The organism is Streptomyces venezuelae (assembly GCF_008642275.1).
In the GTDB taxonomy this organism is placed as follows: domain Bacteria; phylum Actinomycetota; class Actinomycetes; order Streptomycetales; family Streptomycetaceae; genus Streptomyces; species Streptomyces venezuelae_E.
Window position 1 is genome coordinate 4,169,153 of record NZ_CP029189.1, and the last position, 16,281, is coordinate 4,185,433.

The window sequence follows — 16,281 nt, forward strand, 5'->3', positions numbered from 1 at the left end:
CAGCCGCCCGGGGGAGAACGAGTTGAGCAACATACCGGAGACCGGCCGGACCCCTCGGGTCCAGAACCGGCTCGTCGTCATCCAGATCGTGGTCTTCTCGCTGTTGCTCACGCTGGGCGGACGCCTGTGGTACCTCCAGATCCGCAACGGGTCGGAGTACACGGACGAGGCGAAGAACAACCACGTGCAGCAGGTGGTCCAGCCCGCCGTGCGCGGTTCGATCCTGGACTCGCGCGGGGTCCCGCTCGCCGACAACGCGACCCACCTCGTGGTCTCCGCCAGCCGTACCGAGCTGCTGACCATGAAGGACAAGGGCCGGTCCGTACTGACCCGGCTCGCCGGGGTGCTGGGCATGGACCCCCAGGAGGTCGTCGACAAGGTCCGGCTCTGCGACTCCAAGACCAAGCAGCCCTGCTGGAACGGCTCCCCCTACCAGCCGATCCCGGTCAGCGACGAGGCCACCACCGAGCAGGCCCTGCAGATCCGCGAGCACCCCGAGGACTTCCCGGGCATCACGGCCGAGGCGACCGCCCTGCGCCGGTACGCGGCCCCGGACGCGGCCAACACCTCCCAGGTGCTGGGCTACCTCTCGCCGGTAACCGACGAGGAGATCGCCAAGGCGAAGAAGTCGGACTCGCCGTACCTGCGTTCCGACCAGGTCGGCCGCTCCGGCCTGGAGCGCACGTACGACAAGGAGCTGCGCGGCAAGGCGGGCGTCACCCGCTACGAGGTGGACAACCTCGGCCGGGTCATCGGCCAGGGCGAGACCGACCCGGCGAAGCCCGGCTCGAACATCGTGACCTCGATCGACTCCCGCGTGCAGGCGGTCGCCGAGCGTGAGCTGAACAACGCGATGGTCGAGGCCCGCAAGGTCAACGACAAGAACACCGGTCGCAACTACGAGGCCGACTCGGGCGCCGTCGTGGTGATGGAGACCAAGACCGGCCGGGTCGTGGCGATGGCCTCCAACCCGACCTACGACCCCAACGCCTGGGTGGGCGGCATCTCCGCGAAGGACTACGCGGGCCTCACCGACAAGGAGTCGAACTACCCGCTGCTGAACCGGGCCATCCAGGGCCAGGCGGCACCGGGCTCCATCTTCAAGGTGGTCACCTCGACGGCCGCGGTCAATGCCGGGTACCCGTTCAACAACCGCTACCCCTGCCCCAGCTCGTACTCGGTCGGCAGCCAGACCTTCACGAACTTCGAGTCGCAGGGCCACGGTGACATCACCATCGGCCGGGCGCTGGAGGTCTCCTGCGACACCGTCTACTACGCGCTCGCGGACCAGGAGTGGAAGAAGGACGGCGGCATCAAGCCGAGGAAGGACCCGAAGGACTGGTTCCTCAAGACCGCCCACGAGTTCGGGCTGGGCAAGCGCACGGGCATCGACCTGCCGAACGAGGTCCCGGGCCGGGTCCCCGACCGGAAGTGGAAGCAGGACTTCTTCGACGCGAACAAGGACGCCTGGTGCCGCGACGGCAAGAAGAACGGCTCCTTCGCCGAGAAGATCGCCTACGAGAACTGCCGCCAGGGCAACCAGATGCGCGAGGGTGACGCCATCAACTACTCGATCGGGCAGGGCGACACGCTCGTCACCCCGATCCAGATGGCCTCCGTCTACGCGGCCATCGCCAACGGCGGCACGATCCACCAGCCCAGCATCGGCAAGGCGATCGTGAGCGCCGACGGGAAGTCGGTCCAGGAGATCGCGCCGAAGGAGCAGGGCAGGCTGCCGATGGACGCCAGGACCCGCGACGACATCGACGAGGCCCTCGCCGGCGTCGCCACCAACGGCAGCGCGGCCTGGCGCTTCGGCGGCTGGCCGCAGAAGCAGATCCCGATGCACGCCAAGACGGGTACGGCCGAGGTCCAGGGCAAGCAGACGACCTCGTGGTTCGCCTCGTACACCGAGGACTACGCGATCGTCATGACGATCTCCCAGGGCGGCACCGGCTCGGGTGCCTCGGGACCGGCGGTCCGCAGCATCTACGAGGCCATGTACGGGCTCGACCCGACGGGCAAGCAGGACCTCTCCAAGGCCCTGCTCCCGAAGCCCGCCGGCGCGCTGCCGGCGATCCGCCCCGACGGGCAGATCGAAGGGAACTGAGCGGCAACCCGACCGCCAATGAGGACATGATCTGACCTCAATGCTCCGTAGCGTGGGTGGTGTCGGGGGGAAGAAGCCCCCCGGCACACCTCACCCACAAGGCGGTCGGTCATGGCTCAGATTTCCTCCGAAGTCCTCGGCGACGAGCGCGGCACTCTCCTCGCCTTCGTCGAAGCCCAGCGCACGGCGATCCGCGAATCGCTCCTCGGGCTCAGCGAGGAGCAGGCCGCGAGCCGCCCCAGCGCCAGCGAGCTGACCCTGTCCGGGCTGCTCAAGCACGTGGCCGAGGTCGAGCTGAACTGGCTGCGTCTCGCCCAGCAGGCGCCCAACGAGCGTGAGCGCACCCAGGAGACCTGGAGCGAGGCCTTCCGTCTGGTCGACGGCGAGTCGATCCCGTCGGTCCTCGCCTTCTGGGACGAGGTCGCGGAGCAGACGGCGGCCTTCATCGCCGCCGTCCCGAGCCTGGACGACAGCTTCCCGCTCCCGCCGGCGCCCTGGTTCCCCAAGGACGCGAAGGTCTCGATGCGCTGGATGCTCCTGCACCTGGTGGAGGAGTTCGCCCGGCACGCGGGTCACGCGGACATCGTCCGCGAATCCCTCGACGGCACCAAGGCGATGGGCTAGCGGCCGGGGGCATAGCCTGGCCCCATGTCAGCGATCCGGCTTCTTGTCCTCGGCGCGGTCCGCCAGCACGGGCGGGCCCACGGGTACCAGGTACGCAACGACCTGGAGTACTGGGGCGCCCACGAGTGGTCGAACACCAAGCCCGGATCGATCTACCACGCGCTCAAGCAGATGGCGAAGCAGGGCGTCCTGCACGCTCACGAGGTGGCGCCGAGCGCCGCGGGCGGGCCGCCGCGCACCGAGTACGAGGTGACGGACGCCGGCCGCGAGGAGTACTTCAGGCTGCTGCGCGAGGCCCTCGCGGCGTACGACCAGAAGACGGACGTGCTGTCGGCGGCGATCGGTTTCATGGTCGATCTGCCGCGGGCGGAGGTGCTCGCGCTGCTCCGGGAGCGGATGGCGAAGCTGGCGCTCTGGCGGTCGTCGGTGACGGACTACTACACGCCGGAGGGCGGCCCGGAGGCGCTGGGTCACATCGGCGAGATCATGCACATGTGGGTCCACTCCGCGGATGCCGAGGCGGAGTGGACGCGGGGGCTGGTGGCCCGGATCGAGGGGGGCGCGTACTCCTTCGCCGGTGAGGGCGGCGATCCGTTCGTGGGGGTCCTCGCGGACGGCCAGGAGAATCCGTACGCCGCGCACCAGGACGCGTAATCAAGTTTGACTAGCTGGAAGGCGGGCATTACCTTGGGCGCGCCCAGCTACTCAAACTTGACTAATAGAGGAGCGGTTTTGGCGATCTCCGTCCAAGGCGTCCACAAGCGGTACGGCGGCAAGCCCGCGCTCGCGGGGCTCGACCTGGAGGTGAAGCCCGGGACGGTGCACGCCGTCCTCGGCCCCAACGGAGCCGGAAAGACCACGGCGGTGCGCGTCATGAGCACCCTGCTGCGGTACGACGAGGGCGTGGTCCGGGTCGCCGGCCACGACGTACGCACCCAGGCGCCGGCCGTCCGCGCCCGGATCGGGCTGCTCGGCCAGCACGCGGCGCTCGACGAGGAACTGTCCGGGCGGCAGAACCTGGAGATGTTCGGCCGCCTCAACCACCTCGGCGCACGGCGGGCCGGGCAGCGGGCCGGCGAACTGCTGGACCGCTTCGGCCTCGCGGACACCGGCCGCAAGCCGGTGGAGCAGTACAGCGGCGGCATGCGGCGCCGGCTCGACCTCGCGGCGTCGCTGATCACCGAGCCGGAGGTGCTCTTCCTCGACGAGCCGACCACCGGGCTCGACCCGCGCGGCCGCGCCGAGGTGTGGAGCGCGGTCCGCTCCCTGGTGGGCGGCGGCACAACCGTCCTGCTGACCACCCAGTACCTGGAGGAGGCCGACCAGCTGGCCGACCGCATCACCCTGATCGACGCGGGTCGGGTGGCGGCCGAGGGCACGGCCGACGCGCTGAAGTCCCTCGTCGGGGCGGACCGGATCGTCGTCGTCCTGCGGGACGCGGCACGGCTCGCGCAGGCGGCGCGGCTGCTGCCGGACCCGGCCGTGGACCCGGACTCCCTGACCCTCAGCTTCCCCGTGGAGGACCGGATGGCGGGCCTGGCCCTGACCCTGCGGACGCTTCAGGAGGCCGGCATCGAGGCCGCCGACCTCGCCGTCCGGCGCCCCACGCTGGACGAGGTCTTCCTGCACCTGACCGACCGCGAGGAGGTGGCCGCATGAGCGCGGCATGGGTGGTCTCGGACTCCTGGACGATGACCCGGCGCGAGCTGGCGCACTGGGCGCGCCAGCCGGTCCAGGTGGTCGTGGGACTGGTCTTCCCGGTGATGCTGCTCCTGATGTTCGGCTTCCTGATCGGCGGCGGGCGCGGGATCGACGGCGAGTACGTGGAGTTCCTGGTGCCCGGGATGCTCGCGCTGACCATGGCCTTCGGACTGGAATCGACGATGACCGCCGTCACCCAGGACCTGAACAAGGGGGTGATCGACCGGTTCCGCGCCATGCCCATGTCCTCGGCGGCGGTCCTGGTCGGCCGCAGTGCGGCGGACATGCTCCAGTCGGCCGTGGGCCTGGCGGTCCTCGCGGGCGTCGGCCTGCTGCTGGGCTGGCGCCCGCACGGCTCGCCCGTCGCCACCCTCGCGGCCTTCGCCCTGCTCCTGCTGCTGCGCTTCGCGATGCTGTGGATCGGCATCTTCCTCGGGATGGTCGCGGGCCGTCCGGAGCTGGTGCAGGCGGTGCAGATCCTCGTGTGGCCGGTCGGCTTCCTCTCCAACGCCTTCGCCACACCGGAGGCGATGCCGGGCTGGCTGGGGACGGTGGTGGAATGGAACCCGCTCTCGGCGACGGCCACGGCCGTGCGCGACCTGTTCGGCAACCCGGCCGCGGCGCCCGCGTCGTGGGCCGCCGACCACGCGGCCCTGCTGGCGGTCCTCTGGCCGCTGCTGCTGCTCGCGGTCTTCTTCCCGCTGGCGGTGGGGCGTTACCGGGGCCTGGGCAAGTAGCCGCCGAAGCGGGCTTGCACCTCACGCCGCGTGAGGGACCACAGTGAAGGGCGTACCCAACCTGAGGAGGGAAGAGATGGGCTACTCCGTGGGCCAGGTCGCCGGATTCGCCGGGGTGACGGTGCGCACCCTGCACCACTACGACGAGATCGGGCTGCTCTCCCCGAGGGGCCGCAGCCACGCCGGACACCGGCGGTACGACGACGCCGACCTGGACCGGCTGCAACGGATCCGGTTCTACCGGGAGCTCGGTTTCCCCCTCGACGAGGTCGCGGTCCTGCTGGACGACCCGGAGACGGATCCGCAGGAGCATCTGCGCCGGCAGCATGCCCTGCTGACCGACCGGATCGCCCGGCTCCAGCAGATGGCCAAGGCCGTTGAGCACGCCATGGAGGCGAAGAAGATGGGCATCAACCTCACGCCGGAGGAGAAGTTCGAGGTCTTCGGGGACGAGGACCCGGAGCAGTACGCACAGGAGGTCGAGGAGCGCTGGGGCACTACCGAGGCGTACACCGAGTCACAGCGCAGAGCGGCCTCGTACACGAAGGACGACTGGCAGCGGATCCAGGACGAGGCCGCCGACTGGGGCCGCCGTTACGTGGCGGCCTTGGAGGCGGGGGAACCGGCGGACGGTGAGCGCGCGATGGACCTGGCCGAGGAACACCGCCTGCACATCCACAAGTGGTTCTACGACTGCCCGTACGAGATGCACACGTGCCTCGGCGAGATGTACGTGGCGGACGAGCGGTTCACGGCGTTCTACGACGCGATGAAGCCGGGGTTCGCCGCGCACCTGCGGGACGCGATTCTGGCGAACGCCGTGCGCAGGGTGTAAGCGGAATGTCACGCATGCGGCCCCCTCCCGTACCTGGAACCGGGCGGGGGTCGTGTGCGTTGATAATTGAAACCGCTCCTTCCGCAGTACGCCCCCCTCTATCCAGGAGAGCCCGGAACCCGTGTATACGCTTGCGCTCGGCGGCCCTGAGTGGCTGTCCCCGGACTATCTGATCTCGCACTTCGGTTTGATCGGCATCCTGGTCATCGTTTTCGCGGAGTCGGGACTCTTCGCGTTCCTCCCGGGTGACTCCCTGCTCTTCACGGCGGGCCTGCTGGTCGCGGACGGGCAGTACATCAAGCAGCCGCTGTGGCTGGTCTGCACCCTGATCGTGGCCGCCGCCATCATCGGTGACCAGGTCGGATACATGATCGGCAAGTTCTTCGGGCCGAAGATCTTCAACCGGCCGAAGTCCAAGCTCTTCAAGCGGGAGAACCTGGACAAGGCGCACGAGTTCATGGACAAGCACGGCCCCAAGGCCATCGTGCTCGCCCGCTTCGTGCCGATCATCCGCACCTTCGCCCCGATGGTCGCCGGCGCCGGCTCGATGAAGTACCGCACCTTCCTGACCTACAACATCATCGGCGGCATCGGCTGGGGCGCGGGCGTCACGATCGCCGGCTACTGGCTCGGCCAGATCGAGTTCATCAAGACGAACGTCGAGCCGATCCTGGTGGGCATCGTCCTGCTCTCGGTCATCCCGGTGGTCTTCGAGGTGCTGAAGGCCCGCAAGGAGAGCAAGGCGAACGCCGGTGCCGAGGCGCCCGGGGCCGTGTCCGACGGCTCCGCCCCGCAGGCCCAGGGCGCACGCGGCCGCCACGCCAAGCGCTGAGGCCCGCCGCAGCACCCCGTACGACCCCGTAGCGCCCCGGAGGCCCGCCAGAGGCCCCGGGGCGTACGTGTGCCCGTGCGAGGCCGCGTACGGGGCTGGTACGGGGCCGGTGCGAAGCCGTGTGGGTGCCGTCAGAAGCCGCGGGTCCGCTTCGCCGCGCGGCGCTTGGCGGCGCTCGCGGCCCCTGGGATGCGCATGAACAGCCGGGAGGCCTCCGAGCCGAGGTTGACCCCGATCGCGATGGCCAGCGCGATGGCGGCGGCGTTCACGAGCGAGCCCAGGCCCTCGTTCAGCCGGTTCTCGGCGATCAGCAGCAGCCCGTAGTACACCGCCGAACCGGGCAGCAGCGGGCCGATGGCCGCCGTCACGTACGGCAGGGCGGAGGCGAAGCGATAGCGGGAGAAGAGCTGCCCGAAGAGGCCCACGAGCCCGGCGGCGATGGCCGTGGACGGCACGGGCGGGATGCCCCCGGCGTAGTGCAGGGCCCCGAAGGTGATCCAGGCGACCGCGCCGTTCAGCGTCACGATCCACACGCTGGAGCGTTCCTGCTGGAGGAGGATCGCGAAGGTGAACACCAGGACCATCGAGGCGGCGATCTGGATCAGCGGCCGCTCCTGGATCTGGAGGACCTCCTCCGGGCGCGGCGAGGCGTCGAACTGCAGCCCCACGTAGAGCACCACCAGCACGCCCATGATGATGCCGATGAAGAGGTACATGACCTCCAGCAGCCGGGCCGAGGCGGTGATGTAGTAGCCGGTCAGGCCGTCCTGCACGGCCGCGACCACGGCCCGTCCCGGCAGCAGCGCGAAGAGCCCACCGGTGATCACGGCGGAGGCCTTGACGTCGATCGCCGTCATGTTGAGGGCCACGCCGATGGCGGCGGGCGGCATCGCGGCGACCACGAACTGGTAGAACTCGGGCAGCCCGCGCCCGGCGCACAGCCAGGCCAGGCGGTCACCGAGGACCGCGCCGACCGCCGCGGCGATGAAGACGAGGACCCCGCCGCCGACGAGCGTGGAGGCGGCTCCGGCGAGCAGTCCGGCGGAGGCCGTGAGCATCCAGCCGGGGTACGGGTGCCGGTTGCGGCGGATCTCGGCGAGGCGCCGGTAGGCCTCCTCCAGCGTCACGTCGATCTCGTGGGCGCTGATGTCGTCCACGAGCCGGAAGACGGCCGCGAGCCGGTTGTAGTCGGTGCCGCGGCGGCGCACCGTGCGGCTGGCCGTGACCGGGTCGCCCACCAGCGAGGGGTGGTGGGTGATGGACAGCATGGTGAAGGTGACGGTCGGCTCGCAGCGGTCCAGTCCGTACGAGCGGGCCACCGCGAACATCGCGGCCTCCACGTCCTCGGCGCCCTCACCGCCCGCGAGCAGCAGCTCGCCGATGCGCAGGGTCAGGTCGAGCACGCGGCCCACGGCGGGCCCGGTCTCGCTGTGGCGCTGCACGAGCTCCGGTACGGGGCGCACGTCGACCGGCATGCGCAGCATCGTGCGCATGCGGTCCTGCCAGGGCGATTCCTTCATCTGCGCGACGGGGAAGCCCTGGCCGGGGGTGTAGGCGGGCGGGGACTGCGCGGCCCGGTAGGTGGCCGGGGCGGCGAAGGCCGACCCCTCGGGCTCGGGCTCCACCGGATCGGCGCCCGCCGGACGGGCGAACTCCGAGGTGGGCTGGTCCTCCTCGGAAACGTCCGGCTCCATGCCGGGCGGCGGCGTGAAGGCGCTGTGCGCCTCGTCGGACTGGGGCTTCCTGTCCTCCGCCCCGTCGGCCTCCGCCACGCGTCCTCCAGTCCGTGATCATCCGGGGTACCAGTATGCGGAATCGTTTCCTCCCGCCGCATACCCAGCGCATACCCAGCGCATGGCCGAAGCCGCGCGCACCCGGCCCGGCCGCCCGCCCCGCGAACGCGACAGCGGGCGGCATCCCAGAGGGATGCCGCCCGCCATGTCATGCGGGGCGCGGGGCAGTGCCCCGGCCCGTCACCGCCGAGCGCGAGCTCAGTGGTGGCCGCCCTGCGCCTCCAGGCGCTTGAACGAGGCCTCGATCTCGGCCTCGGCCTCGGTGCGGCCGACCCAGTTCGCGCCCTCGACGGACTTGCCCGGCTCCAGGTCCTTGTAGACCTCGAAGAAGTGCTGGATCTCCAGGCGGTCGAACTCGGAGACGTGGTGGATGTCGCGCAGGTGCTCGACACGCGGGTCGGAGGCCGGCACGCACAGCAGCTTGGCGTCGCCGCCCGCCTCGTCCGTCATGTTGAACATGCCGATGGCGCGGCACTTGATCAGGCAGCCCGGGAAGGTCGGCTCGTCCAGGATGACCAGCGCGTCCAGCGGGTCGCCGTCCTCGCCGAGGGTGTTCTCGACGAAGCCGTAGTCGGCCGGGTAGCTGGTCGAGGTGAAGAGGCGACGGTCCAGACGGATCCGGCCGGTCTCGTGGTCCACCTCGTACTTGTTCCGCGAACCCTTGGGGATCTCGATGGTGACGTCGAACTCCACGTCCTGCTCCTCCATGATCAGCTGCATTGCTTCGGGACTGCGTCGATTCGTCTGCGTGCGCGTCCGTCCCAGCCCTGCCGGGTGGGGTGCCATGCTCGCGGCAAGACGCAGTGGTTAAGTGTCCCTCACGCATATGTGTGATCGCGAAAGGGGCTGGTCCGAGGTGCCATTGGTCAAGACCTGGCAGCTCATCGCAGGGTCGGCCGTCGCCGGCCTCGCCCTGTCGGTGGCAGCGGTGACCGCAGCCGGTCCTTGGGACTCCGGCCAGCGTAAGGCCGAGCGGGACACCGCCGCCTCCTGGGACCGTACGGGTGGCGCAGATCACGGTGGAGGGCCCGGTTCCGGTGCCCTGCCCGAAGCCGCGCCCAGCGCCCCCGGGGTGCTCGGCGCCATCGGCCCGGGCGCCCCGCGCGCGCAGAGCGCCCCCGCGGCGCCCGCCTCCGCCGGGGGCCTGGCCGCCGCGCTGAAGCCGCTGCTCGCCGATCCCGCCCTCGGCACCGTCCGGACCGCGTCCGTCGTCGACACCGCCACCGGGCAGGTGCTCTACGAGTCCGGGGCGCGGGACGCGATGACCCCGGCCTCCACCGTCAAGATCGCCACCGCCGCGGCCGTGCTGGCCGCCCTCGGGCCCGAGCACCGGATCAGGACCACCGTCACGCCCGGCGCCGCCCCCGGACAGATCGTCCTGGTCGGCGGCGGCGACCCCTCCCTCACCGCGAAGAAGAAGAGCCCCGCGGGCTCCGGCGGCAGCCTCGTCGCCCTCGCCGCCGACACCGCGCAGGCCCTCAAGGCCGCCGGCACCGACACCGTGACCCTGGGATACGACGACAGCCTCTACTCCGGCCCCGCCCGCCACCCGATCGGCGTCAACCCCAACATCGCTCCGGTGACCGCCCTGACGGCCGACGAGGGCCGCCCCGACGACTCCACCTCCGGGCCCGTGGACCGGTCCGACGACCCCTCCGGGGACGCCGCCAGGGCCTTCCGCACCCTGCTGGCCGAGCGCGGCATCAAGGTCACCGGCGAACCGGCGAAGGCCAAGGCCGCCGCCGGCGTCCAGCCGCTGGCCGTCACCCTCTCCACCCCGGTCGCCGGGCTCGCCGAGCGGATGCTGACCAACAGCGACAACGACATCGCCGAGGCCCTCGCCCGCCAGACCGCCCTCGCCTCCGGACAGCCCGCCAGCTTCGAAGGTGCCGAGAAGGCCGTCACCGGCCGGCTCACCGCACTCGGCATCGATACCGCCGGCTCCCGTTTCGCCGACGGCAGCGGCCTGAACCGCGCCGACAAGGTCAGCGCGGGCCTGCTGACCGGACTCCTCGCCAAGGCCGCCGACCCCCAGCGCCCCGAGCTGCGGCCGGTCCTCACCGGACTGCCCGTCGCCGGATTCACCGGAACCCTGAAGGCCCGGAACTCCGGCAGCTCCCCGGCCGCCGGCCTGCTCCGGGCCAAGACCGGCACCCTGTCCGGGGTGAACTCCCTCTCCGGGACGGTCGTCGATTCCTCCGGCCGGCTCCTCGCCTTCGCCTTCCTCACCGCGAACACCCCCGGCCCCGAGGGCGCCGAGAAGGCCCTCGACAAGCTGGCCGCCGCCGTCGCGACCGCTTCGTAGGGGGTCCGCAGGAGGGCCGGTCCACGTACGGTTGACGCATGACGAGCATCGGTGGTGCGGAGATGGTCGACTGGAACCTCGCGGTGGCGACCGCGACCCGGCTGGTACGACCCGGCCCGGAGGTCACCCGGGACGAGGCACGGGCCGTCGTCGCCGAGCTGCGGCGGCACGCCAGGACCTCGGAACGGCACGTGCGCGAGTTCACCCGGATGATCCCCGAGGGGACCGCCGTCCCCGACACGCCGGTCCTGGTCGTCGACCGGGCCGGCTGGGTCAAGGCCAACGTCGCCGGATTCCGCGAGCTGCTCCAGCCGCTCCTCGGCAAGATGCAGGACCGCCGCGCGGGCGCCCCGGGCGGAGCCGTCCTCGGCGCCGTCGGCGGCAAGGTCACCGGCGTCGAGCTGGGCATGCTGCTGAGCTTCCTGGCCTCCCGGGTCCTGGGCCAGTACGAGACCTTCGCACCCGTCTCCCGGGACCTGCCCGCCTCGGCCGCGGGCGGCCGGCTGCTGCTCGTCGCGCCGAACATCGTGCACGTCGAACGCGAGCTGGAGGTGCACCCGCACGACTTCCGGCTGTGGGTCTGCCTGCACGAGGAGACGCACCGTACACAGTTCACGGCCGTCCCGTGGCTGCGCGACCACCTCGAAGGCGAAATCCAGACGTTCCTCGGCGCCACCGAAGTGGACCCGTCCACCGTCCTGGAACGCATCCGCGAGGCCGCCCAGTCCTTCGCCGGCGCCCGCCCCGACGCCGAGCACGGCGACGAGGGACGCTCCCTCGTGGAGCTCGTGCAGACCCCCGAGCAGCGCGAGATCCTGAGCCGGCTCACCGCCGTCATGTCCCTGCTGGAGGGCCACGCCGACTTCGTCATGGACGGGGTCGGCCCCCAGGTGGTGCCCTCGGTCGCCGAGATCCGCGAGAAGTTCCAGCAGCGCAGGGCCAGCGGGGCCGGCCGTCTCGACGCCGCCCTGCGCAAACTGCTGGGCCTGGACGCCAAGCTGCGCCAGTACCGCGACGGCGAGCGCTTCGTGCGCGCCGTCGTCGGCCAGGTCGGCATGGACGGCTTCAACCGGGTGTGGACCTCCCCGAACACCCTGCCGACCAAGGCCGAGATCGCCCGGCCCGCCGACTGGGTCGCCCGGGTGCACCGCAAGGGGAGCGAACCGAGCGAAGCGGAGTGACACAGGGGGCGTAAACATGTCTCACTGGGGGAAGCAGCGTCACCCGTCCGAGGGACCGTGGGCCGTGGAAGGGCGTGCGATGCTCGGGGAACGGCTCGGTTCTGTCACCATCGACGCACTCTGAGTGACATCCTCCCGTTCCGCGGGGGCAGCCGGGCAGCAGCACCCCAGCACACCACCCCAACGCCTCCGAGGCATCCGAACTCCATCGAAGGGCACCGGACATGGGTCCCCATCCTGCGGTCGCGGCGATACGCCTGGCGGTCCGCCGCGTACTCCACGACGTCCTCACCGACCACACGGGCAGTCCCGCCGGCCCCCGCCGCGCCGGGGCCCCCCTCCCGCTCGTCCTCGTCGCCTGCTCCGGCGGCGCCGACTCCATGGCGCTCGCCTCCGCCCTCGCCTTCGAGGCCCCCAAGCTCGGCATCCGGGCCGGCGGCATCACCGTCGACCACGGACTGCAGCCCGGTTCCGACCTGCGCGCCGCCGAGGTCGTCACCCGCATGACCGCCCTCCGCCTCGACCCGGTGGAGTCCGTCACCGTGCGCGTCGGCCGCGACGGCGGACCCGAGGCCGCCGCCCGCGACGCCCGTTACGGGGCCCTGGACGAGGCCGCGGACCGCCTGGGCGCCGCCGCCGTGCTGCTCGGCCACACCCGGGACGATCAAGCCGAAACCGTCCTGCTGGGCCTGGCCCGCGGCTCCGGCATCCGCTCGCTCTCCGGCATGCCGGAGGTCTCCGGCGGCAGCGCGGGCCGTACGAACCGCTACCGCCGCCCCTTCCTCCAGGTCGACCGGCAGACCGCCCGCAAGGCCTGCATGGTCCAGTCCCTCCCCGTCTGGGACGACCCGCACAACATCGACCCCGCCTACACCCGCTCCCGGCTGCGCCACGAGGGACTGCCCGCCCTGGAGAAGGCGCTCGGCAAGGGAGTCGTCGAAGCGCTCGCCCGCACCGCGCAGCTCTCCCGGGACGACGCCGACGCCCTGGACGCCTGGGCCGCCGAGGCGGAGAACGGCGTACGCGACGCGGACGGCCGCCTGGAGTGCGCCAAGCTCTACGCCCTGCCCCCGGCGGTCCGCCGCCGCGTGCTGCGCAGGGCCGTCGTCGCGGCGGGGTCACCCGCGGGCTCCCTCTTCGCCCGTCACATCGAGGAAGTCGACCGTCTCATCACCGGATGGCGCGGTCAGGGCGCCATCAACCTGCCCGGCCGGGTCGAGGCCCAGCGGCAGGGTGGCAGACTTGTCATCCGGCAGGGCTGATTGGTGCTGAAACACGGCTGAGTCCTCCGGGGTCGCCCCCGGAGCCCCGGCCGACAACGAAAGTGATGCGGGTGGACGAGAAGGACATGGGCAGCGACCTCCAGTCGGTGCTCATCACCAAGGAAGAGATCGACGCGAAGCTGGCCGAGCTGGCCGCGAAGATCGACGCGGAGTACGCGGGCAAGGACCTGCTCATCGTCGGTGTGCTCAAGGGCGCCGTGATGGTGATGGCGGACCTGGCGCGCGCCTTGTCCACCCCGCTCACCATGGACTGGATGGCGGTGTCCTCGTACGGCGCCGGAACCCAGTCCTCCGGTGTGGTGCGGATCCTCAAGGACCTGGACACCGACATCAAGGACAAGCACGTCCTGATCGTCGAGGACATCATCGACTCGGGCCTGACGCTGTCCTGGCTGCTGTCGAACCTGGGCTCCCGCCAGCCGGCCTCCCTGGAGGTCGTCACGCTGCTGCGCAAGCCCGAGGCGGCGAAGGTCGCGATCGACGTGAAGTGGGTCGGCTTCGACATCCCCAACGAGTTCGTCGTGGGCTACGGCCTGGACTACGCGGAGAAGTACCGCAACCTGCCGTTCGTCGGCACGCTCGCCCCGCACGTCTACGGCGGCTGATCCGGGCGGCGCACCCGCTCCCGTCCCCGGGAACCCCGGCAAGCCCGCGGGGAACCTGGGGGCGATTCCCGCCGTTGGAGCAGGGGAAGGCGGGTCTGTCAGCCGTCCCACAGGGCCGCGGGTGACAATTCAGGGGTACATTCCGAAGAACAGTCTTTACTCACAGCAGCATTTACCTACGGGCAGGAGGGACGGGACGCCTGGCGTCCCGTATGGATGGACGTGAAGCGATACTTCCGTGGGCCGGTCATGTGGATCGTGCTGGCCGTCCTCGCCGTGGTCGTGTTGATGAATGTCGTCGGCTCCGGCGGCGGCTACAAGTCGGTGGACACCAGCGAGGTCATCAAGGCGATCAACACTGGCCAGGTGGAGACAGCCAAGCTGACCACCGGCGACAGCCAGATGATCAAGATTGAGCTCAAGCAAGGCGAGAAGCTCGGCAAGCACGACGGCACCAAGTTCCAGGCCAACTACATCGGGGATCAGGGCGTCCAGCTCGCCCAGAGCCTCCAGACCAAGTACGACGCCGGTCAGATCCCGGACGGGTACTCCGTCACTCCGGACAAGACCAGCCCGTTCCTGAGCGTGCTGCTCTCGCTCCTGCCCTTCGTCCTCATCGTCGTTGTCTTCCTGTTCCTGATGAACCAGATGCAGGGCGGCGGCTCCCGGGTCATGAACTTCGGGAAGTCCAAGGCCAAGCTCATCACCAAGGACACCCCGAAGACCACGTTCGCCGATGTCGCGGGCTCGGACGAGGCCGTCGAGGAGCTCCACGAGATCAAGGAGTTCCTCCAGGAGCCGGCGAAGTTCCAGGCCGTCGGCGCCAAGATCCCCAAGGGCGTGCTGCTGTACGGCCCGCCCGGCACCGGCAAGACCCTGCTGGCGCGTGCCGTCGCGGGCGAGGCCGGCGTCCCCTTCTACTCGATCTCCGGATCCGACTTCGTCGAGATGTTCGTCGGTGTCGGTGCCTCGCGTGTCCGCGACCTGTTCGAGCAGGCCAAGGCCAACGCTCCGGCGATCGTCTTCGTCGACGAGATCGACGCCGTCGGCCGGCACCGCGGTGCGGGTCTCGGCGGCGGCCACGACGAGCGCGAGCAGACCCTCAACCAGCTGCTGGTCGAGATGGACGGCTTCGACGTCAAGGGCGGCGTCATCCTGATCGCCGCCACGAACCGTCCGGACATCCTCGACCCGGCGCTGCTGCGCCCGGGCCGCTTCGACCGGCAGATCGCGGTCGACCGTCCCGACATGCAGGGCCGTCTGGAGATCCTCAAGGTCCACCAGAAGGGCAAGCCGGTCGCCCCGGACGTCGACCTGGGCGCCGTCGCCCGTCGCACGCCCGGCTTCACCGGTGCCGATCTCTCCAACGTCCTGAACGAGGCCGCGCTGCTCACGGCCCGCTCGGACAAGAAGCTGATCGACAACCACTCGCTGGACGAGGCGATCGACCGCGTCGTGGCGGGCCCGCAGAAGCGGACCCGCATCATGTCGGACCGGGAAAAGAAGATCACCGCGTACCACGAGGGCGGACACGCCCTGGTCGCGGCGGCCTCCCCGAACTCCGACCCGGTGCACAAGATCACGATCTTGTCCCGCGGCCGGGCCCTGGGCTACACCATGGTCCTGCCCGACGAGGACAAGTACTCGACCACGCGCAACGAGATGCTCGACCAGCTGGCGTACATGCTGGGCGGGCGCGCGGCGGAGGAGCTGGTCTTCCACGACCCGACCACCGGCGCGGCGAACGACATCGAGAAGGCCACCGCCACGGCGCGGGCCATGGTCACGCAGTACGGCATGACCGAGCGTCTCGGTGCCATCAAGTTCGGCGGCGACAACACCGAGCCGTTCCTGGGCCGCGAGATGTCGCACCCGCGGGACTACTCGGAAGAGGTCGCGGCGCTGGTCGACGAAGAGGTCAAGAAGCTCATCGAGACCGCGCACAACGAGGCCTGGGAGATCCTGGTCGAGAACCGCGACGTCCTCGACAACCTGGTCCTCGCGCTGCTGGAGAAGGAGACGCTGGGCAAGGAGGAGATCGCCGAGATCTTCTCGACCATCGTCAAGCGTCCGGCCCGCCCCGCGTGGACCGGTTCCTCCCGCCGCACCCCCTCCACCCGTCCGCCGGTGCTCTCTCCCAAGGAGCTCCAGCTGACGAACTCGGCGAACGGCACGTCGTCCGTCGCGCCGGTCTCCACGGAGAAGGGCATCGAGGTGGCTCCCGAGGACCGCCCCGAGTAACCGGCGGCTCGAACCACCCGGAATGGAAGCCGCG

The 16,281-nt window shown here is 70.7% G+C and carries 12 protein-coding genes and 2 pseudogenes; 12 read left to right on the plus strand and 2 right to left on the minus strand.

The window, feature by feature from the left end:
* Nucleotides 1–22: 22 nt before the first annotated feature.
* From mrdA to DEJ51_RS18455, 7 genes and pseudogenes are all read left to right on the plus strand, one after another.
* Nucleotides 23–2,101, plus strand: a pseudogene (gene mrdA / locus DEJ51_RS18425) (penicillin-binding protein 2); the annotation flags it as partial.
* Between the two features lie 120 nt (nucleotides 2,102–2,221).
* Nucleotides 2,222–2,734: a DinB family protein gene (locus DEJ51_RS18430; protein ID WP_150258576.1), complete on the plus strand. Its 513-nt coding sequence runs from the start codon at nucleotides 2,222–2,224 to the stop codon at nucleotides 2,732–2,734.
* Between the two features lie 24 nt (nucleotides 2,735–2,758).
* On the plus strand, nucleotides 2,759–3,388 hold the full coding sequence (locus DEJ51_RS18435) for a PadR family transcriptional regulator (RefSeq protein ID WP_150258577.1): 630 nt from the start codon (nucleotides 2,759–2,761) through the stop codon (nucleotides 3,386–3,388).
* Between the two features lie 78 nt (nucleotides 3,389–3,466).
* Nucleotides 3,467–4,393 carry an ATP-binding cassette domain-containing protein gene (locus tag DEJ51_RS18440; protein ID WP_150258578.1) on the plus strand — a complete coding sequence of 309 codons (927 nt, stop codon included), beginning with the start codon at nucleotides 3,467–3,469 and terminating at the stop codon, nucleotides 4,391–4,393.
* Nucleotides 4,390–5,172, plus strand: a complete 783-nt coding sequence (locus DEJ51_RS18445; RefSeq protein WP_150258579.1) for an ABC transporter permease — start codon at nucleotides 4,390–4,392, stop codon at nucleotides 5,170–5,172. The genes DEJ51_RS18440 and DEJ51_RS18445 overlap by 4 nt, the downstream gene beginning before the upstream one ends.
* A gap of 76 nt (nucleotides 5,173–5,248) precedes the next feature.
* The gene (locus tag DEJ51_RS18450) at nucleotides 5,249–6,007 is read left to right on the plus strand and encodes a MerR family transcriptional regulator (RefSeq protein WP_150258580.1); all 759 of its coding nucleotides are present in this window, start codon (nucleotides 5,249–5,251) and stop codon (nucleotides 6,005–6,007) included.
* Between the two features lie 121 nt (nucleotides 6,008–6,128).
* Nucleotides 6,129–6,779: pseudogene (locus DEJ51_RS18455) on the plus strand (VTT domain-containing protein); the annotation flags it as partial.
* Nucleotides 6,780–6,970: 191 nt separating this feature from the next.
* On the opposite strand, the gene DEJ51_RS18460 reads toward DEJ51_RS18455, so the two are convergent.
* Entirely contained in the window at nucleotides 6,971–8,611 is a 1,641-nt protein-coding gene (locus DEJ51_RS18460; protein ID WP_150258582.1) for a threonine/serine exporter ThrE family protein, read from the minus strand.
* A gap of 219 nt (nucleotides 8,612–8,830) precedes the next feature.
* A complete protein-coding gene (locus DEJ51_RS18465) occupies nucleotides 8,831–9,325 on the minus strand; it encodes an inorganic diphosphatase (RefSeq protein WP_030756147.1) in 495 nt (164 codons plus the stop codon).
* 133 nt (nucleotides 9,326–9,458) lie between these two features.
* Here DEJ51_RS18465 and dacB point away from each other — a divergent pair, with 133 nt between their 5' ends.
* From dacB to ftsH, 5 genes are all read left to right on the plus strand, one after another.
* Nucleotides 9,459–10,937: a D-alanyl-D-alanine carboxypeptidase/D-alanyl-D-alanine-endopeptidase gene (gene dacB, locus DEJ51_RS18470; protein WP_150258583.1), complete on the plus strand. Its 1,479-nt coding sequence runs from the start codon at nucleotides 9,459–9,461 to the stop codon at nucleotides 10,935–10,937.
* 38 nt (nucleotides 10,938–10,975) lie between these two features.
* Nucleotides 10,976–12,118, plus strand: a complete 1,143-nt coding sequence (locus DEJ51_RS18475; protein ID WP_150258584.1) for a zinc-dependent metalloprotease — start codon at nucleotides 10,976–10,978, stop codon at nucleotides 12,116–12,118.
* A gap of 224 nt (nucleotides 12,119–12,342) precedes the next feature.
* The gene (tilS, locus tag DEJ51_RS18480) at nucleotides 12,343–13,380 is read left to right on the plus strand and encodes a tRNA lysidine(34) synthetase TilS (protein ID WP_150258585.1); all 1,038 of its coding nucleotides are present in this window, start codon (nucleotides 12,343–12,345) and stop codon (nucleotides 13,378–13,380) included.
* Between the two features lie 65 nt (nucleotides 13,381–13,445).
* On the plus strand, nucleotides 13,446–14,006 hold the full coding sequence (hpt, locus tag DEJ51_RS18485) for a hypoxanthine phosphoribosyltransferase (RefSeq protein WP_030228417.1): 561 nt from the start codon (nucleotides 13,446–13,448) through the stop codon (nucleotides 14,004–14,006).
* A 216-nt stretch (nucleotides 14,007–14,222) separates the two neighbouring features.
* Entirely contained in the window at nucleotides 14,223–16,247 is a 2,025-nt protein-coding gene (gene ftsH, locus DEJ51_RS18490; protein ID WP_150258586.1) for an ATP-dependent zinc metalloprotease FtsH, read from the plus strand.
* The last annotated feature ends 34 nt before the right edge of the window (nucleotides 16,248–16,281 follow it).

Coding starts and splice junctions, on each gene's coding strand:
- DEJ51_RS18430 (WP_150258576.1), top strand. CDS start 2,222: ATGGCTCAGATTTCCTCCGAAGTCCTCGGCGACGAGCGCGGCACTCTC.
- DEJ51_RS18435 (WP_150258577.1), top strand. CDS start 2,759: ATGTCAGCGATCCGGCTTCTTGTCCTCGGCGCGGTCCGCCAGCACGGG.
- DEJ51_RS18445 (WP_150258579.1), top strand. CDS start 4,390: ATGAGCGCGGCATGGGTGGTCTCGGACTCCTGGACGATGACCCGGCGC.
- DEJ51_RS18450 (WP_150258580.1), top strand. CDS start 5,249: ATGGGCTACTCCGTGGGCCAGGTCGCCGGATTCGCCGGGGTGACGGTG.
- dacB (WP_150258583.1), top strand. CDS start 9,459: ATGTGTGATCGCGAAAGGGGCTGGTCCGAGGTGCCATTGGTCAAGACC.
- DEJ51_RS18475 (WP_150258584.1), top strand. CDS start 10,976: ATGACGAGCATCGGTGGTGCGGAGATGGTCGACTGGAACCTCGCGGTG.
- tilS (WP_150258585.1), top strand. CDS start 12,343: ATGGGTCCCCATCCTGCGGTCGCGGCGATACGCCTGGCGGTCCGCCGC.
- hpt (WP_030228417.1), top strand. CDS start 13,446: ATGCGGGTGGACGAGAAGGACATGGGCAGCGACCTCCAGTCGGTGCTC.
- ftsH (WP_150258586.1), top strand. CDS start 14,223: ATGGACGTGAAGCGATACTTCCGTGGGCCGGTCATGTGGATCGTGCTG.